Here is a 22,427-nt window from a genome sequence, read left to right as displayed (position 1 = left end):
CTCCGACCACCTGTAAAAGGGGTCAGGGCGCAGGTCATAGGCCTCGGAATCACCGCCCGTAGGCGGCGCTTCAACCGGTCTACCCTTGATTCTCCCGTTTTGCCCTCAGGTTTTGTCAAGGTTGACCTGCGTCAGTCAACCTCCGTAGACCTCGGGCCTCAACGTACCGATGAACGGCAGGTTGCGGTACCGCTCGGCATAGTCCAGTCCGTAGCCGACGACGAACTCCGTAGGAATATCGAAGCCGACGTACTTGACGTCCACCTCGACCTTGGCGGCGTCGGGCTTGCGCAGGAGTGTGGCGATCTCCACCGAGGCCGCGCCCCGGGAGGACAGGTTGCCCAGCAGCCAGGACAGGGTCAGGCCGGAGTCGATGATGTCCTCGACGATGAGAATGTCACGGCCGGTGACGTCGGTGTCCAGGTCCTTGAGGATGCGCACCACCCCGGAGGACTTGGTTCCCGAGCCGTAGGAGGACACGGCCATCCAGTCCATCGGCACGCTCATGTGCAGCCGGCGAGACAGATCCGCCATGACGAAGACGGCTCCCTTGAGCACACCCACGAGCAGGGGGTCGCGGCCCGCGTAGTCGGCGTCGATCTGGGCGGCCATCTCATCGAGGCGCTGCCCTATCTGCTCCTCGGTGATGAGTACCTGCTGAAGGTCCGATCCCATATCCGTGGCGTCCATCCGCCCCGTCCTCCTGATGCGTCGTCATGGCTTCGCGGAGTCGCCGGGGCCTGGGGAAGGCCACCGGTCCGCGTCGACCCCACAAGCCTGCCACACCGGACCCAGCCAGGCACTTCACGCCACTCCCTTCATCCACGAGGAGACGGAGGAGGGGCGGTGCGGTCAGCTCACGCGGCGCACCCACACGTCGGGGCGGGCGATCTCGGCCGGGGTGGGCAGCAGCGCGGGGTTGGTCCACACGACGTTGAGCCCCTCGTGCCCGATGCGCGCCACGACGCTGCGCACGAAGGCGGCACCGTCGGCGTACTGGGCCTCCTTGGCCTCCAGGCCCATGAGCCGGTGCAGCAGGAGCGCGCCCAGGCCGGGCCCGGGGCCGATACCGCCGTCGACCGCCCGACTGCGGGACAGGACCGCACGCAGACGGTGCACTGAGGGCATCCGGTTGGGCCGCACGTCGTCCAGAACCACCTCGGCATGCCCCTCCAGGAAGGTGAGCGCGGCCGCCAGCGAGGCGACCTCCGAGCGCTCTCTGAGGTTCGTCAGCCCCTCGAGCACTCGCCCCCGCCCGGCGCGCGCCGCAATGCGTACCACGCTCCCCCGCCGCGGTCCGGGCCCGTGCTCCCCCGATCCCGCGCCCCCGTAGACGGCCTCGACGACGGCGCCGATGACCGTGCGCATGGAGTCGGCCAGGTAGGAGCCGAGCCAGGGAGCGGCCGTGAGTTGGACGGCATGGGTGGTCTCGTGCAGGCAGACCCAGGCAGGCAGGTCGAGCATGTCCAGGTCCAGCTGGCGGCGCATCGCCAGCACGTTGGGGGCCACGAGCAGCAGGTGCGGGGACGATGAGGGCCTCCACCCTCCTTCCGCCAGCACGCCGCCGGGCTCCTCGCCACCGGAGCGGCCGGCCCCCGCCCCGATCGAGGCGTCGGGCACCACCTGCCCCAGCATCCGCGTGGCGATCAGGCTCATCGCCCCGGCCATCTCGGCGGCCCCGACGAGGCGAACCGCCTCCGAGGCCCGCGGCGCGGGCACCTGCTCCATGAGACCGCGCAGTGCCCGGGTGGAGGCGCGCACCAGCCCGGCCCGATCGACGACGCTCACGCGCGTGGTCTCGGCGACCTGCTGGGCCGCGCGGTGCAGGCCGGTGATCCTGGCGACCCAGGTCGGCGCCTCCCGGGCGGAGCGGCGCAGGACCGCCACCGAACTGGCGCGCGCCGAGTGCGAGGCACTGGGGCCGGCCGGGATCAGCGCGGTCATGCGCTCCACCGTCCGCCAGTCGACCAGCCCCGCCGCTGTACCGTTGGTCGTCACCGCCATGCCTTTCTCACAGGATTCACGGGATTCACGGGAATCGAACGGATCTCACGGGCCTCATCGCGGTTGTGTCACGAGCAGCCGCAGGCCGCCAGGGGCGCCACGAAGTGGTTGTCGATCGCGGCGGCGGCCGCCGTGCTGCCGTTGGCGGGGAAGTCGTTGGTCAGGATCGAGAAGGCCAGAAGACGTCCGTCGGCGGTCGTGACGACGCCGGCCAGGGAGGAGGTCTGCTCCAGCGAGCCGGTCTTGGCGCGCACAGTGCCGGCCGCGGCCGTATCGTGCAGGCGGTTGCCCAGGGTTCCGTCCAGGGCCCCGACGGGCAGGTCTGCGATGAGGGTGCGGCCGGCCGAACCGCCCTTGTCGCCGGCGGACCGGGCCAGGATCTGGGTCAGGAGCCTAGCGGGCACCTTGTTGCCCTTGGCCAGTCCGGAGGAGTCCAGGAGGGTCAGTCCGGAGGTGTCGAAGCCGTCCTTGCGCAGCTGGGCGGCCACGGCCTTGGAGGCCCCGGCGAAATCGGCGGTCTCCTTGGCCTGGACGGCCACGAGCCGCCCCTCGACCTCGGTCATCGTGTTGTCGGAGGTCTTGAGGGACAGGGCCAGGATGTCGGACAGCGGGGCGGAGGAGACCGAGGCCAGCTCCCTGGCGCCGCTGGAGGCGGCGGCGCGGGACGCATCGCCGTCGACCGTGATGCCGGCGTCGCTCAGGTGCCTGGCGAAGGCCTGGGCGGCCTCCATGGCCGGGTCGGCCGAGTAACCCTGGTTTTGCGTGGAGGAGATGTCCACCATGATCGGCTGGATCTTGGCCACGTATTGCTCGTTGCCGGCCTCCCAGCCGTCGTTCCACTGGGCGCCGGTGAATAGGGTGTCGTCCAGGCGCAGCGAGACCGACGTCATCCCCTGGGACTTGAGCTGCTCCGCGGTGGCGCGGGCGAGGTCGCCCAGGCCCGCATGACCGGCCGTGGCGGTCGGGTCCCCGGCGTCCTCGGCCAGCAGAACGTCGCCGCCGCCCACGAGGGTGACGGTCTGGCCGTCCAGGACGGCCTTGGTCTGGAGCGTGTGGCCCGGCCCCATGGAGGACAGGGCCGCCCAGGCGGTGAGCACCTTGTTGGTGGAGGCGGGTGTCACCCCGGTGGCGGCCGACTGGTCCAGCAGCTCCTCGCCGGTGGCGACGTCGACGACGGAGGCGGTCACGCTTCCGCCGGCCAGGGCGGCGTCGGAGGCCACGGCCTTGACGTAGGCGCTCAAATTCGCTTTGGACGGCTTGGGCGCCTCCGCCTCCAGGCCCGTCGGGGCCGTGGTCTTGGCGCTGGGACCGGCCGGCGTCGGGAAGGGCTGGGGGGCGACGTCGGCGTAGGCGACCGTCACCGGCCCGGGTACCAGGTCGAGGGCATCGCCCAGGCTGTAGTAGCCGCCGAATACCAGCAGGCTCGCCGCCGTCAGGGCCGCGGTCTGGACCTTGCGCATACGTCCTCCGGACTGGGTTGTTGACAGGCTGGGATGGCCTGTATATCAGGTGGATGGGGCGCCCGGGAGGTCGCTCCCGCCGATGCACCGACGTGCAGAGTACGCGTTTGCTGACCTCAAGCGCTGTCGTGCGCCACACTAGTGCCATCAACACCCGCCCCGCCGGATCGACGCCGACCGTCAGGCACCGTTCCAGCGCCCAACGAGCTGAAGACACGAGCGAAGGAGGCTCCCCGTGGAGTTCGACGTCACGATTGAGATCCCCAAGGGCAACCGCAACAAGTACGAGATCGACCACGAGACCGGCCGGATCCGCTTGGACCGCATGCTCTTCACCTCCACGCGCTATCCCGATGACTACGGTTTCATCGATGAGACGCTCGGCGAGGACGGCGACCCCCTGGACGCCCTGGTCCTGCTGGAGGAGCCGACCTTCCCCGGCTGCGTCATCCGCTGCCGCGCGCTGGGAATGTTCCGCATGCGCGACGAGAAGGGCGGCGACGACAAGGTCCTGTGCGTGCCCAGCGCCGACCAGCGCGCCTCCTGGCGCACCGACATCGAGGACGTCTCGGAGTTCCACCGCCTGGAGATCCAGCATTTCTTCGAGGTCTACAAGGACCTCGAGCCCGGCAAGTCGGTCGAGGGCGCCCACTGGGTGGGCCGCGAGGAGGCCGAGGAGGAGATCCGCCAGTCCTTCCAGCGCGAGGCCGACCGCATCGCCCGCGGGGGCCACTGACGCCGACGACGCACGCGGGCGGGCCGGGCGATGCGCCCGCCCCGCCCGGGCGTCAGAAGCGCACCGCGTAGGGCATGACGCCGGAGTAGCGCATGGAGGTGACGCGCACGGTCATGCCGAAGGTCGGCGCCTCGATCATCATGTCGTCGCCCAAGTAGATGGCCACGTGGTAGATGCCGGACTGGCTGCCGTCGGAGGACCAGAAGACCAGGTCGCCGGGCTGTGCGGCGTCGAGCGGGACCTGGGTGCCCTGCCCGTACTGCACGCGTGAGGAGTGGGTGAGGTAGACCCCGGCGGCCTCATAGGAAACCATCGTCAGCCCGGAGCAGTCCAGGCCCGCGGCCGACTCGCCTGCCCACACGTAGGGGGTGCCGATGTAGCTCATGGCGGTGCTGATGGCGATGGAGGCAGCGTTGCCGGAGTACGACGGCGCGGGCTCGGGCTCGGGTTCCGGCTCGGGGGCGGGCGCCGGAGCGGGCGCGGGGGCGGCCTCACTCTCGTCGTCGGAGGCCTCGGGCTCGGGCTGGGAGGTAGTGGCGGGATCCTGGGCCGGGGCCTGGTAGGTGGGCTCCGGCCGGGGCGCCTGCTCCTGGGGGGCGGGGGCCGATTCCTGAGGGGCGGGGGCCGACTCCTGGGGATGGGCGGTCTGCCCGGCCTGCTCCGCCTGCTTCTGGGCGAGGTCGGCAGCGGCCTTCTCCGAGGCCGTCTTGGCCGCGGCCTGGGCGGCGGCCTCCTCGCGAGCCTTGCGCTCGGTCTCGAGCTGGTTCTGGTACTGCGTCTCCAGCTCGACGGTGGTGTTGCGCTGGGCGGCCAGCTGGATGATGAGGTTCTCGCGGTTGGTCTGGGTGGTGGTGACGGCGCTCTGGGCGTCCTGGGCGGCCGTCTCCGCCTCGGTCTTGGCGGTGTCCGCGGAGGTCTTGGCGGATTCCTTGTCCTTGACCTTCTGGTTGGCGATGGCCTGCATGCTCGCGGCCACTGACTGGAGGGCCTCGACGTTCTGGACCTTGGCGTTGTTGTTCTCGCCGGCGCGGGCCAGGGCGACGTCGGCGTCGGCCAGGTCCGCCAGCGACTCGCTGGTCAGGTACGGGGCGAGCGGGTCGAGCGGGTTGCCGCTCTCCTGGTAGGTCTGCACGACGATCGAGCCCAGGTCCGAGCGGGCGGCCGCGGTGTTGGAGGCGGCGGTGTCGGCATTGGTCTGCGCGGTCTGGGCGTCGGTGGTGGCCGTGTTGAGGTCGTCGACGGCGGTCAGGTAGTCCTCGTTGGCGACCTGCGCCTTGATCTGGGCCTGCTCCAGGGTGGTGCTCTGCTGGGCGAGCTGGGCCTCCAAAGAGGCGATGGACGTGGAGGTCGATCGCTCCGAGGCCTTGGAACGGTCGATGTCGCTCTGGTCCACAGGGTCGGCGATCGCCGATGGCGCCAGGGTGCATACCAGTGCCACGACTGCGGTGGCGACGACGCCGTGTCCGTGTCGTCTCTGGGGGATCGGGCTCACAGGGGTTCTCCGTCGTGATGGGGCTGAACGTGAGGTTGTCGTCTCACCCGGGGAGCGGCGTCGGCCCGCGCCAGGATCCGTTCCGCGGGATCACGGGGGCGCGGAGCGGATGAGGGGACGAGGACGGCGGGCGATGTCGACCCGGATGTGACGCCACCACACTAGTCGCTTCAGCCTCATTTAGAAACATGATTCACAATATTCACAATCGTAACTTACCTTCCTGTAGTTCACGGTTCCCGCTTGTGCTGACAAGGTTTCTCCAGGCCGTCACTCCCCCGTGACCCGTATGACATCCAGCACAACCAACCATTCGTGCAGGTCAACGGCGGTTTCAAAAGGTCGGCTCAGCGCCTGCAGAGAACCGCTCTGCGCACGTCGGCGCAGGCCCGCGAACCCGGGGCGGACCGGCTCCGGCGCTCGCTCCTCGGACTCCCGTTTGGACCGCCCGCGGGGGAAACCGCTAAAGTCGGAGCATGTTCCGTCGTCCTGAGGCCCTCCGGCCGGACGCCCCCGCCACGGGGCGAATGCGCAGCTGACGCGCACGCCGCCGTCGGCCCACGTGCGCGTCCCCGCCCTCACTCACACCATCGCAGGAATTGCAGTAACGGTGACGGCGGACGAGTAAGCGCCACGACACCTCGCCCCGACTGCGAGTCCCGGCCCCGCCGCCGGGCGCAGCGGGTCGCCGGGCGGAACCACCCGCAAGCGCGCAGCGACCGCCGCGCAGCGCAGGCACCGCACGTGGCACTGACATCGCCGCCGGTCACCGGGAATCACCAAGGAGTCCTCATGACCGACCAGCACCCCAGCACCCCCGAGCAGGCCGCCGCCCCCTCCCCCACGAACCCGGCGGGGTGGCGCTTCGAGACCAAGCAGGTCCAGGCCGGGCACGACCCGCTGGCCGAGCCCGCCCACGCACGGGCCATCCCGATCTACCAGACCACCTCCTACGTCTTCGAGTCCGCCGAGCAGGCCGCCGCCCGCTTCGCCCTGAGCGACCTGGGCCCCATCTACACGCGACTGACCAACCCCACCAATGACATCGTCGAGCAGCGGATCGCTGCCCTGGAGGGCGGCGTCGGGGCACTGCTGACGTCGTCGGGGCAGGCCGCCACGACCCTCACCTTTCTGACGCTGGGCGGGGCAGGCGACAACATCGTGGCCTCGCCCTCGCTGTACGGGGGCACGACAAACCTGCTCACCCACACCCTGCCCCGGCTAGGCATCCAGACCCGGTTCGTGGCCGATCCCGGCGACCCGGCAGCCTGGGCGGCGCTGGCCGACGATCGCACCATCGCCTTCTTCGGGGAGACCATTCCCAACCCTCGCGGCGACATCCTCGACATCGAGGCGATCGCGGCGGCCGCGCACGAGCTAGGCATCCCGCTGGTCGTAGACAACACGGTGGCCTCGCCGTTCCTGACCCGCCCAATCGAGTGGGGCGCGGATGTCGTGGTGGCCTCGGCGACCAAGTTCCTGGGCGGGCACGGCTCCTCCGTGGCGGGCGTGATCGTGGACTCCGGCAGCTTCGACTTCGCCGCCCAGCCCGAGCGATTCCCCGCCTTCAACACGCCCGACGAGTCCTACCACGGCCTGGTCTACGCCCGGGACCTGGGCGTGGGCAGTCCGCTGGGCGCCAACCTGGCCTTCATCCTCAAGGCGCGCGCCGAGGGCCAGCGAGACCTCGGCTTCTCGCTGGCACCGCACTCGGCCTTCCTCATCGCCCAGGGCGTCGAGACGCTCTCGCTGCGCATGGAGCGGCACGTGGACAACGCCCTGGCGGTGGCCACCTGGCTGGAGGGGCGCGACGACGTCGCCGCGGTGCGCTACTCGGGCCTGGCCTCCAGCCCCTACTACGAGCTGCACCGCAAGTACTGTCCACGTGGGGCCGGCTCGATCCTCACCTTCGACCTGCCCGGCGGGCGCGAGGCGGGGGCCGCCTTCATCGACGCCCTGGGCCTGTTCTCCAACCTGGCCAACATCGGCGACGTGCGCTCCCTGGCGGTCCACCCGGCCACCACCACACACTCCCAGCTCGACGACGCAGGCCTGGCCGCGGCCGGCATCAGCGCCGGGACCGTGCGCCTGAGCGTGGGGATCGAGCACATCGACGACATCCTGGCCGACCTCGAGCGGGGCCTTGAGGCGGCCCGGGCCATCGGGGCCTGAGGCGGCTTGTCATGAGTACGACCACGTCTTCCTCCTACCCCGTCTCCCGCAGCAGCACCGAGACCGAGCCCGCCGCGTACGGCGTCGGGACGGCCGCCTCCAAGCTGGTGGACCGCATGGCCGGCTCCCCCACAGGCGCCTGGCGCCCCGGGGACGAGCCGGGACGCCGTCGGTTCCTGGAGATCGGGGACCTTCCCCTAGAGTCCGGGGAGGTCCTGCCGGACACGGTTCTGGCCTTCGAGACCTGGGGGGAGCTGAGCCCGCAGCGCGACAACGCGGTCCTCGTGCTGCACGCGCTGACCGGCGACTCCCACGTCACCGGCGAAGCCGGGCCCGGGCATCCGACGCCGGGCTGGTGGTCGGACCTAGTGGGGCCGGGGCGAGCAGTCGACACCGAGCACTACTTCGTGGTGGCGGCCAACATCCTGGGCGGCTGCCAGGGCTCGACGGGCCCGTCGTCGACGGCACCTGACGGGCGCCCCTGGGGGTCGCGCTTCCCATGGCTGACCACGCGCGACGCCGTGGAGGCCGAGGCCCGCCTGGCCGACGCCCTGGGGATCGAGGTCTTCCACCTGGTCATCGGGGCGTCACTGGGCGGACACCGGGCGATCGAGTGGGGGGTCACCCACCCGCAGCGGGTGCGCAATCTGGCGCTGGTGGCTACGGGTGCCTCGACGACCGCCGATCAGCTGGCCTGGTGCCACCTCCAGGAGCTGGCGATCGTGGCTGACCCCTTCTTCTTCGACGGCGACTACTACTCCCACTCGGTGGGGCCGGTGCGGGGGCTCGGCCTGGCGCGGGCGCTGGCGCACACGACCTACCGCAGCGCCGCCGAGCTCGATGAGCGCTTCGGGCGGCGCCACCAGGGCGAGGAGGACCCGGCCGTGGGCGGGCGCTACCAGGTGGAGTCCTACCTGGACTACCACGCCGGCAAACTGCTGGCGCGATTCGACGCCAACACCTACCTCATCGTCACCCACTCGATGATGGTGCACGACGTCGGCACCGGGCGCGGAGGTATCGAGGCGGCACTGGCGACGGTTCGGGCGCGCACGCTCGTGGTGGACGTGGACTCCGACCGGCTCTTCCTGCCCGCCCAGGCCGAGGAGCTGGCCGGCGGCATCCCGGGAGCGAGGCGCGAGACGATCACCTCCCTGCACGGGCACGACGGCTTCCTCATCGAGGCCGAGCAGATGGACGCCATCCTGCGCGATTTCCTGGCCGGCGCCTGAACATCAACATTTTCTTCACACGCGACACGGCTCCGGGTCGTTTCTGAAGTTTTGGTCGGTGGGTGAGAAAACCGTCTTGGTCCCTCCTTCCGGCTCGCGGTGCGATCATGGGGACGTGAACGCAACGACCGAGCACGCACCGGTGGACGCCTGGGGACCGGACTTCCTGGGCCCGGGCTTCGAGGCCCGCACCCTGGAGCTGCTGCCCGACGACGAGGACGACGGCGCCGTCGCAACCCTGGTGCGCCACCTGCCGGCCCTCGACCCCGGTGCGCTGCCGGGCACCCCCACCACCCCCGCTTTCATCTACCTCTACCTGCACGGCTGGAACGACTACTTCTTCCAGACCCACCTGGCCCGCGAGATCTCCCGTCTGGGCGGCGCTTTCTACGCTCTGGACCTGCGCCGCTACGGCCGCTCCTGGCGCGAGGGCCAGATGCTGGGCTGGTGCACCTCCCTGGCCGAGTACGACGAGGACCTGGGTCTGGCCCTGTCCGCCATCCGCGCCGACCAGGGCTGGGAGACCGAGGTCGTCCTGTCCGGTCACTCCACCGGCGGTCTTGTCGCCTCCCTGTGGGCCGATCGCCACCCCGGAGCCCTGCGCGCCCTGGTTCTGAACTCCGCCTGGCTCTCACTCCAGGGCTCCGAGATCGTGCGCACCGTCGGCGACCCGGTCCTGCGCACCCTGGCGCTGCGCGATCCGCGCATGTCGATCCTCGACGGCTGGGTCGACCCGGCGCGCGCCTTCTCCATCACCGATGGCTGGGATCCCGAGCGCGACGGCGAGCTGCCCGATCCCGCCTGGGCCGACGACCCCTACGTCACCGGCTGGGACATCAACCCCGCCTGGTCGATCAAGCCCTCCGCGCCCGTGCGCGTCGGCTGGCTCCAGGCCGTCATGGAGGGCCACAACCGCGTCGCCCAGGGCCTGGACATCCGCTGCCCGGTGCTGTCCATGGGCGCAGCCACCACCCGGCTCGGAGTGACGTGGATGCCGGAGTCCAGGAGCGCCGACACGATCATCGACGCCAACGCCACCGCCCGCCGCGCCGTCATGCTCGGCAAGCTGGTGACCATCGCGCGATTCCCCGGCGGCGTCCACGACCTCACCCTGTCCGAGCCGCCCGTGCGCGAGCAGGTCTTCTCCGCCCTGCGCCGCTGGATGTCCGCCTACGTGCTGCGCTAAGCCCTGCCCGGCAGGCGGCTCAGGCCAGCCCGTTACGGTAAGCCCACACGACGGCCTGGACCCGGTCGCGGGCGCCGATCTTGGGCAGGATCCGCGTCAGGTGCGACTTGACCGTACTGGTCTCCACAATGAGCTCTGCGGCGATCTCCGCGTTCGACATGCCGCTGGCCAGGAGCTGGACGACCTCGCGCTCCCGCTCGGTGAGCACGCCGAGCGCCTCCCGGTTCTCGACCCTGCCCTGGCGGCGGGCGAACTCGGCGATCACCCGGCGGGTGACGCTCTGGTCCACCAGGCCGTAGCCCGAGGCCAGGCGGCGCACGGCGTCGACCAGCTCCTCGGGTTCGCAGTCCTTGAGGATGAACCCGTCGGCCCCGGCCTCCAGCGCGCCGAAGACGTCGGCGTCCATGTCGAAGGTGGTGACGACCAGGACCGACGGGGTGCCGCCCTCCCGCTCGGAGACGATCTGGCGCGTGGCCGTCAGTCCATCCCCCTCGGACATCCGCAGGTCCATGCACACGACGTCGGGCCGGGTCGCCCGCACCACGCGCACCGCCTCCCTGCCGCCGGAGGCCTCACCCACCACTGTGATGTCCTCCTGCTCCTCCAGCAGGATGCGGAAGCCAACACGGATCACCGCCTGGTCATCCACCAGTACCACCCTGATCACGCGTCCTCCTCCCGGGCCAACGGCAGGACCAACCGTACCCGCCAGCCGCCGCCCTCCACCGGGCCGGCCTGGAGCGAGCCGCCGACGGCGTCGGTCCGCTCCCGCATGACCGTCAGGCCGGTGCCGCCACCACCGGGGTCGGTCGAGGGCCGGTGTGCCGGGCCATTGAGAACGGTCAGCTCGAGAGCGGTCTCCAGACGCTTCACCTCCACCGTGATCGGGGCTCCCGGAGCGTGTTGCAGGGCGTTGCTGATCGCCTGCTGCGCCACCCGGAAGACGGCGGAGTCGGCGAGCGGCGAAAGGATCAGCGCATCGCCGACATCCGCTTCATCGTCCCCACCGCTGAGGATTCCACCGTCAAGCAACTCGATATCGACGCCGAGCGCCCAGGTGGAGTTAATCAGCTCGGGCAAGTCGTGCAGCCCGGGCGAAGACTCCCCGGCCTCGGCGTCACTGCGCAGCAGGCCCACCACGGAGCGGAGCCCGGAGAGGGTCTCCTTGGCCTGCCGGCGCAGCTGTTGAGCCGCGTCCCTGGCCGTTAGCGGGTCGCGGTCGATCAGCCGCTCAAGCGCGGCCGCCTGCACGACGATCCCGGCCAGGTGGTGGGCGGCGACGTCGTGAAGCTCACCGGCCAGGCGGCGGCGCTCCTGGATGAGGGCCACCTCCAGCTGCCGGCCGTGCTCGCGCCTGAGAAGCTCCTGGCGGGAGTGCTCGTACCTGCGGCTGCTGGCCAGCGCCGCCCCGCCCAGCATCGGCAGCAGGCAGGCCGCCAGGGTCACCAGTACTCTCGTCATGGCCAGCTGCCACTGCTCGGGCGGGTCTCGCCAGTTGTCGACCGCCGAATAGGCCAGCGACAGCGCGGTCAGGGCAGCCGCCGTTCGGCGCAGAGGAAACCGCATCCCCATGCTGAAGGACACCACGAGCTGGCCGTAGCCGCTGGCGACGTAACCTGCAGGAAGCAGCAATGATGTCGCCACCTCCGCCGACCACACCAGCGCCTGGCAGAGCAGCGGGCGACTGCGCCACAGCACGAGGGCCAGCCCCTCAGCCGCAAGCGGTGCAGCCGTCGCGGCGAACCACGGCCGAGGGCCGACCGGCACCGAGGCGCTCGCAAGGAACGCCACCGCCGGCTGAACCACTGCGAAGGTGAGAGCCAGCAGCACGTCGTTGCGCCGGATCGGGAGCGCGCTGGTGGGACCGGACAGGTTCATGGCTGCATTGTCATCGAGGGACACAGACCTCAAAGTCCTTCGGTCACAGTCCGAGCCTGGGTACCAGGGCGTTGCCGGCCCAGGCCCACCAGGCCAGTGCCACTAGCGCCGCCAGGAGGACAGCCGACATGGTGACTCGCCGCCAGCCCGCCCGGCGCCTCAGGGTGATGACCAAGTCGGCCGCCGCCGGAATGACGGCCACCACTCCCAAGGCCTGCAGCACCTGGGCTCCTCGTATTACCGGGGCGACCCAGGCAAGGGCGCCATAGCCCACGATAGAAGACTGAATGGTCGCGAATACGGCGAGTACCAGGATCCAGGTGAGTTGGGCGGCCAGCGCCGTGGCCCCGCCGCCCCGAGCCACGCGGGTCAACCACGGCACCGGGGCTCCGACCTCCTGGCCCCGTTTGAGGGCCCGACGCCGTCGCAGCGCCCCGATCGGCCAGGCCACCGTCACCACCAGCAGCAGAACCAGGCAGACACCGAACACGGGAGCAAGCGCCTGTTGAACCGGCGTCATGGGAAGCAGGGTAAGAGCCGGTCCCTGGCTCAGGCTGACGACCTTGCCGTCCTCAACCTGCGCGGCAATGGCGCTGCGCCCATCGACCTGCCGCCAGACCCAGGGCTCCACCTCGACCAGCTGAGTCTCGCCGTCCTTGAGTCCCCCGTCGCCTGTGTGCTCGATCGTTGCCGGGAAGAGAGCAGGTACCCAGGCCGCCGCGAAGGAGGCCCACGGGACTCTGCTGGGCACGTAGGAGCCGGCTACCTGGCGGGCGCGCTCAGCGGAGTCCTTGCTGCCGGAGGCCTTGACTGTCTCGCCGGGGAAGTAGCGGTCGGCGAAGCCCTGAGCCAGGTCCTCGCGCAGGTTGTTCGAGGAGTCGCTGCCGTCGCCGTCGCCGTTGTAGGAGATGAAGATGCCGGTCTTCTCCTCGGGGTAGAGCTCGAACTGGGAGTGCCAGCCCTGGATGTCTCCGCCGTGCCCCACCACTCGCCGGCCGTGACGGGAGAGGTCGAAGTAGCCCAGGCCCATCTCCCCAGCCTTGGCGCGATTGCCGAGTTTGTCCTCCCCCAGTCCGGGGGACCACATCTGCTCCCAGGTCTTCTCACGCAACAGCTTCGGCGAGCGGCTCAGCTGGGCGTTCATGAAGGCGGCGAAGTCCGGGGCCGAGACGGTCAGCGAGCCGGCCGGGAAGTCGCCCATGAGCTCGAAGGGGATCTTCTCGCCGGTGGAGGTGTAGCCCGGGCCCAGAGAGCCGGCCAGTCCCGCGGGCAGGGGCTGCTCATAGGTGGAGGTAGTCATGCCCGCCGGCTCCAGGACGTGCTCACGCACATAGGTCTCGAAGGGCTGACCGCTCACCCGCTGCACGATGTAACCGGCCAGGGCCATCCCGTAGTTGGAGTAGCCCGGGGTGGTGCCCGGCGTAAAGACCTGCACCGGTGGATTGGTCTTGACGTAGGCCTCCAGGTCCGTCTCATTCTGAGCGATTCTCATGCTCTCCTCGAAGCCCGCTGAGTGGGTCAGCAGGTGGCGCAGGGTCAGGGGCTTATCGAAGCGCCGCTCGATCTCGAAGTCGAGGTAGGCGCTGATGTCGGCGTCGAGGTCCACCTTGCCCTGCTCCACCAGCTGCATGGCCGCGATGGAGGTCGGGATCTTGGAGATCGAGGCCACCCGGAACAGGGACGTCTGCGGGTCCACGGCCACCGGCTGCCCGCCGGAGGCGCCCGTGTCGGCCCAGCCGTAGCCGCGGGTGGTCACCACCTGTCCGTCCTTGACCACGGTCACCACGGCGCCGGGGATGTCGCCGTTCTTGAGGGCATCGGGCAGCTTCCCGTCCAGCCAGGCATTGACATCCTCGGCCGTGAGCTGATGCTCCCCCGCAGGCGGCTCACGCGGCGGCAGACCGGCCGACGACGACGTCGAGCCGCAGGCGGTCAGTAGGGACAGCGAGGCCAACAGGGCCACCACAACCAGGGCTACACCCCTGCTCATCACGTTGCGCGTCATGCTGCGCGTCGCGTTCATGATCATCTCCCGGGCCCGCGTGGTCGGGAAGCCGCGAGCCGCCTCCAGACTCGCGTTACCGGGCGGCTCTCCTCTACGGGCGCAGGACGTCAGGGGGCTTACGACCTACGACGTAAGGGGACCCGACCACACGGGTGAGACGGCCGGGAAACCACCCCACAGGCGCATCGGCCGGGCGATTCAAGAGCTGCGATCAGCCAGGTCATCGCGCAGGTCGCCCAGGTGGGCGCCGCGTACCCCCACGCGCCACACGCGCCAGCCATCGGCGTCGGTGATGTCCTGGGCGGCGTTGGCGGCCGACGTCGGGTCGGTGAAGGAGCGCCCGTCGGACAGGGTAATGACGCCCTCCACCGAGAGCATCGCCTCGTGGTAGATGCCCCGGCGCAGCCGCTGCCAGATGAGCTGGGTCGGTTCCCCGAGTGTGGCCGCCACGGCTGCCAGCTCCGCAGTCTCCTGGACCACGAGGGACTTCGACGGGTCCCCGCCGAGGGCCTCGGCCACCGGGTCGAGTGCATCGGCCGATCCGCGCAGGGGCTCCCACGACACCAGGGGCACTGCCCCGGTGGGCTCGGCCGGGCGCGCCTCGTTGGGGGCCACGGTGGACCAGGCCTCGGCGGCCTGCGCCGAGTGCTCACCGGTCTCGGAAGCTCCTGAGACAGCGGCGGGCGTCGTCGCGGCATGCGAGGTGGGCGAGGAAGGGGCATCGTTCTGGGACGGGGGCCGTGTCGCCCGCGAGCGCCGCCCCATTCGGCTGCGGGAATCGTCTTTGCGCCAGGCCCCGGACGCCTCGGAGTCGCCTGCGGCGGTATGCGAGGCTGCTGTGCCAAGTGTTCCACCGGCAATAGCAACGCTCGTGCTGTCGGCCGCCGCGCCGAGCGGCGCATCCGAAAGCGCCGAACCGGCCGACGCCGCCGAGCCGCCGCCCCCGGACAGGCTGCTCCCGCCGAGGATGTCCACGCCGCCGGCCAGCGCCGCAACGGCCCGTGCCTGAGCACCGGCGTCATCAGCAGGATCGGCATCATCAGCGTCATCAGCAGGGTCGGCTTCGTCGGCACGGTCGGCGTCCGTTTCAGGACCGTCACCCAGGTCGATGGTGATGGGGCCGGTCAGGGAGTCCCCACTGAGGATGTCGGCCAGGTCCCGGCCGACACCGGCAGTCTTGCCAGCACCGCTATCAGTGCCGTACGCACCGGGCCGCTCACCATCATCCTTACCGTCTGGGGCGTCCTCGTCGTCGCCATCGCGGTCGGCATCGCCGGGCCCGTTCTCGGAGTCAGATGCGGCGGTGCGGGGTCGAGACTCAGCACCGCCGAGGATGTCGGGGTCATCGGCGGCAGCACCGGCTGAGGCATCCGTATGAGATTCTGGCGGGTCGTCCGCCGTGTCGGGCCCGTCTGCCCCAGAGGCTTTATCGGAGCTGTCGCCGGATGCGCCATGGGCGTTGTCATCGGCGATGTCCTCGGCCCGGTCCTCGTCCCTGGCCTCCGCCCGTCCCTGGGCCGCCAGGGCATGCAGCTGTGGCTGCTCGGCGGTCACGGCCACCGGCTCGAACAGTTCGGAGAGCGCATCGGCGGCGCCCGACGCGGCGAAAGCTCCCGCGGGGATGGCTCCGCCACCGTCTGCGTCGGGGTCTCCGACGGGTTCCGGCGGCAGGACGATCTCGATGGGGCCGGTCACCGGGCTCGTCTGTTCGACCTGCTCGGAGGCGTCAACGGCGCGCGAGCCGTCCGCGCCCGCAGCGCCGGCAGAACCTGCCAGAGCCGGGCGGGGCGCGCGGGCCACGAGCAGCGGCCCGCCCGAGGCCACGTCCATCCCCGAGATCTTCTCCACGACGACGACGATGCGCGACTCATCCACGATGCGCACGTCCACCTCGTGGATCTCCAGGCCGGAGGAGGCCAGGACGCCCAGCCCCCCGACGACGTCGGGCTCCAGGGCGGCGCTCAGGATCGTTAGCCGCGGCCCGGGCTCGACCTGGGCCGGCATGGCCTCGCGGAACTCGTTCCAGTCCTCGCTAAAGGCCCCCAGCCCGCCCGCGTACCTGCTGGCAATCTCGCGTCGGCCTGCGGCGGCGGCCTGGGTCAGGCGCGACATGGCGGCCAGCAGCCCGGCGGAGTCGACGCGTTCAAGGACTTCGACGACGACGACCTGCCCGGTGGCGTCCAGAGCGGTCAGGCTCGCTCCGCCGTCGATCTCGTCCCAGGACAGGGGGAAGAGCGGACGACGCAGGACATCGACGATTTGACGCTGAATGGCGACCAGGCTGTGAGACAGTGTGATGGAATCGGCGGAGCGTCCCAGGCGCACGGGCAGGAGGTGGTTGCCATCAAGCTCGTACATGGCCATGGATGGGGCCGCCTTTCCTCGTCGTCCTGCTCCGCGATGGCCTCCAGCACGGGCAGGCACGCGAACAGACGAATGCACGGTCGAGCCGTCCGTCACCGCAGCGCCCAGCCATCCTGTCACGACCGCTAGCACACGGCAGACTATCTCATCACAGCAACGCTGGGTGGTCCACCGAGCCTGTACGCCGGACCCGAAACAGTGACAAAACCGCCGCCCTGCGGGGCGCTCGGGGGTTTCTCTCAGGGGCGCCCCCGACTCTCGGAGAGACCGGTCTCATGGTCATATCCCCCTCGAGGGGGATGAGGATGCCTACGAAGTGGATAAGAATGTCGGCTGGCCGGTCCCCTCCGGCCCGACCCTCTGCGGTACCTTCGGGCATCCCATGAGCCCTTCTGGTCTCCGCCGCTCACCGGTGGGCCCCGGCCCTGGGGAACCAACCGGTCTTTATCCGCCGCCAACCTCTCATCACCTACCGTCTGAGGAGTGTTCATGCCGTCGGCCCCGTCCAGTACAGCTCCCCCGGACGTGCCCGAGAACGCGCCCTCCCCGGCGTCCTCCGCCGTCTCCTCGCAGCCACCTGCGGCGCCTCCCTCCCAGAAGGCCCCCGACACATCCACCGTTCCGACGACGCCCGCCGCCCGGCCCTCCCGCCTGATCGCGTACGCGCACCGGGCCTGGCGGGCCACGCGCGCCTGGCTGGCCCCCGCACCGGCCGCCACCGCCGCCGCCGCGCTCACCCTCCTCATCGGGCTCGTCCTCCTGCCCTGGGGGCACCGGGGGCAGATCGCCCTGTCCGCCTACATCCACCAGCCCCAGCGCGTGTGGACCCTGCTGACCGCCTGGGCCGCCCCAGGCCACCTGCTGCCGGTCTCAGGCGCCATCGTGCTGCTGTCCATCGGCGTCCTGCTGGAACGGCTCCTGGGCACGCAGCGGTGGCTGGTGACGAGCATCGTCTCCTCCGCCGGGGGGATCGCCCTGGCCCAGGCGTTCTACCCGCTCATCGGGCGCGTGTGGGAGGCCTGGCCGCCCTTCCTCATCCACGCCCCCATCCACGGCGTCGGCCTGCCCATCACCGGTATCGTGGCGGCCTCCACCAGCGTCATGCGCCCGTCCTGGCGGCGGCGCGTGCGCCTGGTCATGTTCGCCGTCCTCGGCGTCTCGGCCGCCGTCAGCGGCACCGTCGGGACCCTGGCCCGTCTGGGATCGGGCGCCGTCGGCCTCGTCCTGGGGATCGCATTGGAACGCGGTCAGAAGACGGCGCCGTCCCAGGAGCTGCCCCGGCGCGTGGAGCGCGAGCTCGTGGCCTTCCTGGTGGCCTGCTGGTCGGTGAGCTGCGCCCTGGCGGTCCTGAGCAACGCCGCCGGCCCCCTGGCCGACGCGCGCTTCGGACTGACCCCCGCGATCCTGCCCAAGAACGCCGCCATCTCCCCGGTCGAACTGCTCCTGCTGTGCATGCCGACCTTCCTCCAACTCGTCCTGGCCGACGGCCTGCGCCGCGGACGCCGCTCAGCGGCACTGGGCACCATCCTCCTCCAGACCTTCCTGGGGGCCTGCGCAGCCATGTTCGCCCTCGTAGAGAAGCTCGACGCCCAGCATCCCGAGCCCGCTTCCGAGACGGCCCAGACCCTGCCCAGCTGGGTGCATTCCGGCCACCTGCTGGTCCCCCTGCTGCTCAACATCGTGGTCATCGGCCTCGTGTGCTGGAAGATGGGCTGCTTCACCCTGAGATCACGTCCCGGGGTTCTCTACCGCGCCGTCGTGGCCTGGGCCCTCACCGTCGTCGGCGGGGCCACCATCGCCGTGTTCGGGGGCCTGCTCATCTCCCGGGACTTCTCCCCCTACGCGAGCTGGCCCGATCTGCTAGAGACCTACCTGTCCTACCTTCTGCCCGTGGGTACCGGCGGCGTCATGGGCCTCATCGTCGAGCCCCTGACCCCGATGGCCCACCTCATCACCAAGGGGACGCCGGTTCTGGTGTGGATCCTGACGATCCTGTGGGTGTGGCTGGCCCAGTCGGCGCCTGCCCGCACTCCGGTGGCCAGCCGCGAGCAGCTCACCGAGCTGGTACGCACCCGCGGCGCCGGAACACTGGGCTGGATGCTCACCTGGGAGGGCAACGAGGCCTGGGTCAACGAAGCCGGCACGGCCGGCTTCTCCTACCGTCCCAGCCGCGACGTGGCCCTGACGGTCGGGGATCCGGCCGCCGACGACGCCGAGGTCGCCCAGGCGGTGCGCGACTTCGCGGACTTCGCCACCGACGCCGGACTCATCCCGGCCCTCTACTCGGTGCACGCCCCGGCGATGGAAGCGGCCCGCGACATGGGCTGGACGATCATGCAGGTGGCCGAGGAGGCCCTCCTGGACCTTCCGGACCTGGCCTTCCGCGGCAAGGCCTACCAGGACGTGCGCACGGCTCTCAACCACGCCCGCAAGGAGGGCATTGAGACCGTGTGGACCAGCTTCTGCGACTGCCCTGCGGGCCAGCGCGACCAGATCCGCGCCATCTCCCAGGCCTGGGCCAGTGACAAGCCCCTGCCGGAGATGGGATTCACACTCGGCGGTCTGGCCGAGCTCGACGACTCCGAGACGCGCCTGCTGCTGGCCGTCGACGCCGACGGCACCGTCCAGGGCGTCACCTCCTGGCTGCCGGTCTACCGCAACGGGAAGGTCATCGGCCTGACCCTGGACTTCATGCGGCGCCGCGAAGGCGGCTTCCGCCCCGTCATGGAGTTCCTCATCGGGCGCGCCGCCCAGGACGCCCAGGCCGAGGGCCTGGAGATCCTCTCCCTGTCCGGGGCGCCGCTGACCCGCTCCGCCCCGGCCGACGGCGGCACCTCCTCGCGCTTCGATCCGCTCATCGACCTGCTGGCCTCCGTGCTGGAGCCGGCCTACGGCTTCGGCTCCCTGCACGCCTACAAGCGCAAGTTCAAGCCTCGGGCGGTGCCCATGTACCTGGCAGTCCCCGACCTGGTGGACCTGCCCACTGTGGGGATCGCGATCGCCCGCGCCTATCTGCCCGATCTCAAGCCCTCACAGACCGCCCGCTTCGCCCAGGTGCTCATGAACCGCGACTAAGACCCGGCGCAGCACAGACGACGCAGCCGGCCGGCTCAGACCTTCGGGTCGAACCGGCCGGCTGCGCCACACACTGGTTCCCGACCGCTACTCGTCCTTGTCCTCGACGGCCGCGCGCCCGGCCTCCAGGCGGGCCACCGGCACGCGGAAGGGCGAGCAGGAGACGTAGTCCAGGCCCACGCGGTGGAAGAAGATGATGGACTCGGGGTCGCCGCCGTGCTCACCGCACACGCCCATCTTCATCGTCGGTTTGGTGGAGCGGCCGCCCTCGACGCCCAGACTCACCATGCCGCCCACGCCGTCGACGTCGATGGTCTCGAAGGGGGAGATCCCGAAGATGCCGTCGTCGATGTAGCGGCCCACGAAGGATGACTCGACATCGTCGCGCGAGAAGCCCCACGTGGTCTGGGTCAGGTCGTTGGTGCCGAAGGAGAAGAAGTCCGCCTCCTGGGCGATGTGGGCGGCGGTGACGGCCGCGCGCGGCAGCTCGATCATGCAGCCCACCGGGAAGTCGAGGGCGTAGCCGGAGGCCTGGGAGACCTCCCGCAGCACCTGCTCCACGCGCTCGCGCGCCAGCTGGAGCTCGCGCACCGAGCCGATGAGCGGGATCATGATCTCCGGGTGCGGGTCGCCGCCGGCCTTGAGGCGCTCGACGGCGGCCTCGGCGATGGCGCGCACCTGGAGCTCGATGAGGCCCGGCATGGTCAGCAGCAGGCGGACCCCGCGCAGGCCGAGCATCGGGTTGGCCTCGTGGCTCTTGCGCACCACGGCCAGGAGCTCCTCGTCGGCCGGGTCCAGCTCGCCGCGCTCGCGGTCGACGGCCACCTTGACGCTCAGCTCGGTCAGGTCCGGCAGGAACTCGTGCAGCGGCGGGTCGATGAGGCGCACCGTCATGGGCTTGCCGTTCATCGTCTCGAACATCTGGATGAAGTCGCCCTTCTGCAGCGGCAGGAGGGCGGCCAGGGCGGCCTCGCGCTCGGCGTCGGAGGAGGCCAGGATGAGGTTCTGGACGAACTGCTTGCGCTCGCCCAGGAACATGTGCTCGGTGCGGCACAGCCCCACGCCCTGGGCGCCGCGGTGGATGGCGTGGCGGGCGTCGTCGGGGGTGTCGGCGTTGGCGCGCACCTGAAGGCGGCGGACCTCATCGGCGTGGCGCATGAGGCGGTCCACGGCGGTGACGAGCTCGCGGGTGTCCTCGTCTCCGGCCGCCTTGAGCGCCTCGTCCAGGCCTCGGCGCAGGTAGGTCATGACCGGGGAGTCGACGACGCCGACCTCACCGAGGAAGACCTCGCCGGTGGTGCCGTCGATGGCGATGATGTCCTCACTGGTGAGGACTTCCTCGCGCCCCGCGATGCGCAGGGTCTTGCCGGCGGAGTCGACCTCGAGGGCCTCGGCGCCGCACACGCAGGTCTTGCCCATGCCGCGGGCGACGACGGCGGCGTGGCTGGTCTTGCCGCCGCGGGCCGTGAGCACGCCGGCGGCCGCGACCATGCCGGGCAGGTCGTCGGGGTTGGTCTCGCGGCGCACGAGGATGACGGAGTCGCCCTTCTCGGCGCGCGAGACGGCCTCGTCGTTGTCGAAGGCGATGTAGCCCACGGCGGCGCCCGGGGAGGCGGCCATGGCGCGGGTGAGCAGGTCGCGGCTGGAGTCGTCGTCGAACTGGGGGAACATCAGCTGGGTGAGCTGCTCGCCGGAGACGCGGGTGAGGGCCTCATCCATGGTGATGAGCTTTTCGTCCACGAGCTGGGTGGCCACACGGAAGGCGGCCGCGGCGGTGCGCTTGCCCACGCGGGTCTGGAGCATCCACAGCTTGCCACGCTCGATGGTGAACTCGATGTCGCACAGGTCGCGGTAGTGGGTCTCCAGGCGGCGCATGATGGAGCGCAGCTCGTCGTAGGAGGCCTTGTCCAGGCGCTCGAGGTCGGCCAGGGACAGGGTGTTGCGGATACCGGCGACGACATCCTCGCCCTGGGCGTTGACCAGGTAGTCGCCGTAGACGCCGGTGCGCCCGGTGGAGGGGTCGCGGGTGAAGCACACGCCGGTACCGGAGGTCTCCCCCATGTTGCCGAACACCATGGTGCACACGTTGACCGCGGTGCCCAGGTCGTGCGGGATCTTCTCGCGGCGGCGGTAGATGTGGGCGCGCTCGGTGTTCCAGGAGCGGAAGACGGCCTCGGTGGCCATGTCCAGCTGGGAGCGGGGGTCCTGCGGGAAGTCGATGCCGGCGTGCTCCTTGACGATGGCCTTGTACTCCTCGACCAGCTCCTGGAGGGCGTCCACGGGGAGCTCGTAGTCCATGGAGACGCCCCGCGCGTCCTTCTTGGCGTCCAGGGCGTCGGAGAAGTGGTCGCCGTCGATGTCCAGGACGGTCTTGCCGAACATCTGGATGAGGCGGCGGTAGGAGTCCCAGGCGAAGCGCTCGTCGGAGCTGGCGGCGGCCAGTCCCTTGACGGAGACGTCGTTGAGGCCGATGTTGAGGACGGTCTCCATCATGCCGGGCATGGAGAACTTGGCGCCGCTTCGCACCGAGACGAGCAGGGGGTCCTCGGCGGCGCCGAGCTCGCGCCCCAGCTCCTCCTCGACTCCACGCAGAGCGGTGGTGACCTGGACCGAGAGCTCCTCGGGGACCTCGCCGCTGGCCAGGTAGGCGCGACAGGCGTCGGTGGTGATGGTGAAGCCGGGGGGAACGGGGAGATCCAGCCGGGTCATCTCCGCCAGGTTCGCTCCCTTGCCTCCCAGGAGGTCCTTCTGGTCCTTGTCACCCTCGCTGAAGCGGTACACGTACTTGGGCATCGATGCCCCTTTCTGATTCGGGTCGTTCTC

At 70.5% G+C, this 22,427-nt stretch carries 14 protein-coding genes; 5 read left to right on the top strand and 9 right to left on the bottom strand.

The annotated features are described in order from the left end of the window. Nucleotides 1-135 precede the first annotated feature (135 nt). From hpt to dacB, 3 genes are all read right to left on the bottom strand, one after another. Entirely contained in the window at nucleotides 136-690 is a 555-nt protein-coding gene (gene hpt / locus FK256_RS07855; protein WP_141424358.1) for a hypoxanthine phosphoribosyltransferase, read from the bottom strand. A 162-nt stretch (nucleotides 691-852) separates the two neighbouring features. Then, nucleotides 853-2,004, bottom strand: coding sequence for a zinc-dependent metalloprotease (locus FK256_RS07850; protein ID WP_141424357.1), 1,152 nt, complete (start codon nucleotides 2,002-2,004; stop codon nucleotides 853-855). A gap of 68 nt (nucleotides 2,005-2,072) precedes the next feature. After that, nucleotides 2,073-3,464, bottom strand: a complete 1,392-nt coding sequence (gene dacB, locus FK256_RS07845; RefSeq protein WP_141424356.1) for a D-alanyl-D-alanine carboxypeptidase/D-alanyl-D-alanine endopeptidase — start codon at nucleotides 3,462-3,464, stop codon at nucleotides 2,073-2,075. Nucleotides 3,465-3,699: 235 nt separating this feature from the next. Here dacB and FK256_RS07840 point away from each other — a divergent pair, with 235 nt between their 5' ends. Then, nucleotides 3,700-4,200 (top strand): inorganic diphosphatase, encoded by a 501-nt coding sequence (locus FK256_RS07840; RefSeq protein WP_021605493.1) that lies wholly within the window; start codon nucleotides 3,700-3,702, stop codon nucleotides 4,198-4,200. A gap of 52 nt (nucleotides 4,201-4,252) precedes the next feature. Here the strand turns inward: FK256_RS07840 and FK256_RS07835 are convergent, their stop codons facing one another. Next, nucleotides 4,253-5,692 (bottom strand): C40 family peptidase, encoded by a 1,440-nt coding sequence (locus tag FK256_RS07835; RefSeq protein ID WP_141424355.1) that lies wholly within the window; start codon nucleotides 5,690-5,692, stop codon nucleotides 4,253-4,255. Between the two features lie 792 nt (nucleotides 5,693-6,484). Here FK256_RS07835 and FK256_RS07830 point away from each other — a divergent pair. From FK256_RS07830 to FK256_RS07820, 3 genes are all read left to right on the top strand, one after another. Further along, nucleotides 6,485-7,864 carry an O-acetylhomoserine aminocarboxypropyltransferase/cysteine synthase family protein gene (locus tag FK256_RS07830; protein WP_141424354.1) on the top strand — a complete coding sequence of 460 codons (1,380 nt, stop codon included), beginning with the start codon at nucleotides 6,485-6,487 and terminating at the stop codon, nucleotides 7,862-7,864. A gap of 11 nt (nucleotides 7,865-7,875) precedes the next feature. Continuing rightward, nucleotides 7,876-9,096, top strand: coding sequence for a homoserine O-acetyltransferase MetX (metX, locus tag FK256_RS07825; RefSeq protein WP_141424353.1), 1,221 nt, complete (start codon nucleotides 7,876-7,878; stop codon nucleotides 9,094-9,096). A gap of 115 nt (nucleotides 9,097-9,211) precedes the next feature. Beyond that, a complete protein-coding gene (locus tag FK256_RS07820) occupies nucleotides 9,212-10,282 on the top strand; it encodes an alpha/beta hydrolase (RefSeq protein WP_141424352.1) in 1,071 nt (356 codons plus the stop codon). Nucleotides 10,283-10,301: 19 nt separating this feature from the next. Here FK256_RS07820 and FK256_RS07815 read toward each other — a convergent pair whose 3' ends face one another. From FK256_RS07815 to FK256_RS14280, 4 genes are all read right to left on the bottom strand, one after another. Next, nucleotides 10,302-10,949, bottom strand: coding sequence for a response regulator (locus FK256_RS07815; protein WP_141424351.1), 648 nt, complete (start codon nucleotides 10,947-10,949; stop codon nucleotides 10,302-10,304). After that, nucleotides 10,946-12,160, bottom strand: coding sequence for a sensor histidine kinase (locus tag FK256_RS07810; protein ID WP_170197931.1), 1,215 nt, complete (start codon nucleotides 12,158-12,160; stop codon nucleotides 10,946-10,948). The genes FK256_RS07815 and FK256_RS07810 overlap by 4 nt, the downstream gene beginning before the upstream one ends. A 43-nt stretch (nucleotides 12,161-12,203) precedes the next feature. Continuing rightward, entirely contained in the window at nucleotides 12,204-14,183 is a 1,980-nt protein-coding gene (locus FK256_RS07805) for a serine hydrolase domain-containing protein (RefSeq protein WP_244936270.1), read from the bottom strand. A 180-nt stretch (nucleotides 14,184-14,363) separates the two neighbouring features. Next, nucleotides 14,364-16,529, bottom strand: a complete 2,166-nt coding sequence (locus FK256_RS14280; protein ID WP_170197930.1) for a restriction system modified-DNA reader domain-containing protein — start codon at nucleotides 16,527-16,529, stop codon at nucleotides 14,364-14,366. A 489-nt stretch (nucleotides 16,530-17,018) separates the two neighbouring features. On the opposite strand from FK256_RS14280, the gene FK256_RS07795 reads away from it, so the two are divergent. Then, nucleotides 17,019-19,604 carry a bifunctional lysylphosphatidylglycerol flippase/synthetase MprF gene (locus tag FK256_RS07795; protein WP_141424348.1) on the top strand — a complete coding sequence of 862 codons (2,586 nt, stop codon included), beginning with the start codon at nucleotides 17,019-17,021 and terminating at the stop codon, nucleotides 19,602-19,604. An 87-nt stretch (nucleotides 19,605-19,691) separates the two neighbouring features. On the opposite strand, the gene ppdK is transcribed toward FK256_RS07795, so the two are convergent. Beyond that, entirely contained in the window at nucleotides 19,692-22,397 is a 2,706-nt protein-coding gene (gene ppdK, locus FK256_RS07790) for a pyruvate, phosphate dikinase (protein WP_141424347.1), read from the bottom strand. Nucleotides 22,398-22,427 lie beyond the last annotated feature (30 nt).

This window comes from Actinomyces johnsonii, assembly GCF_006546835.1.
GTDB lineage: Bacteria > Actinomycetota > Actinomycetes > Actinomycetales > Actinomycetaceae > Actinomyces > Actinomyces johnsonii.
Note: the sequence above shows the minus strand (reverse complement) of the source record. Positions and strands in the feature narration are given on the sequence as shown.

Excerpts from the sequence above, each read along its gene's own strand:
- dacB (WP_141424356.1), bottom strand. The coding sequence starts at position 3,464 with ATGCGCAAGGTCCAGACCGCGGCCCTGACGGCGGCGAGCCTGCTGGTA.
- FK256_RS07830 (WP_141424354.1), top strand. The coding sequence starts at position 6,485 with ATGACCGACCAGCACCCCAGCACCCCCGAGCAGGCCGCCGCCCCCTCC.
- FK256_RS07850 (WP_141424357.1), bottom strand. The coding sequence starts at position 2,004 with ATGGCGGTGACGACCAACGGTACAGCGGCGGGGCTGGTCGACTGGCGG.
- hpt (WP_141424358.1), bottom strand. The coding sequence starts at position 690 with ATGGACGCCACGGATATGGGATCGGACCTTCAGCAGGTACTCATCACC.
- ppdK (WP_141424347.1), bottom strand. The coding sequence starts at position 22,397 with ATGCCCAAGTACGTGTACCGCTTCAGCGAGGGTGACAAGGACCAGAAG.
- FK256_RS14280 (WP_170197930.1), bottom strand. The coding sequence starts at position 16,529 with ATGGCCATGTACGAGCTTGATGGCAACCACCTCCTGCCCGTGCGCCTG.
- FK256_RS07810 (WP_170197931.1), bottom strand. The coding sequence starts at position 12,160 with ATGAACCTGTCCGGTCCCACCAGCGCGCTCCCGATCCGGCGCAACGAC.
- FK256_RS07805 (WP_244936270.1), bottom strand. The coding sequence starts at position 14,183 with ATGAACGCGACGCGCAGCATGACGCGCAACGTGATGAGCAGGGGTGTA.
- FK256_RS07795 (WP_141424348.1), top strand. The coding sequence starts at position 17,019 with ATGCCGTCGGCCCCGTCCAGTACAGCTCCCCCGGACGTGCCCGAGAAC.
- metX (WP_141424353.1), top strand. The coding sequence starts at position 7,876 with ATGAGTACGACCACGTCTTCCTCCTACCCCGTCTCCCGCAGCAGCACC.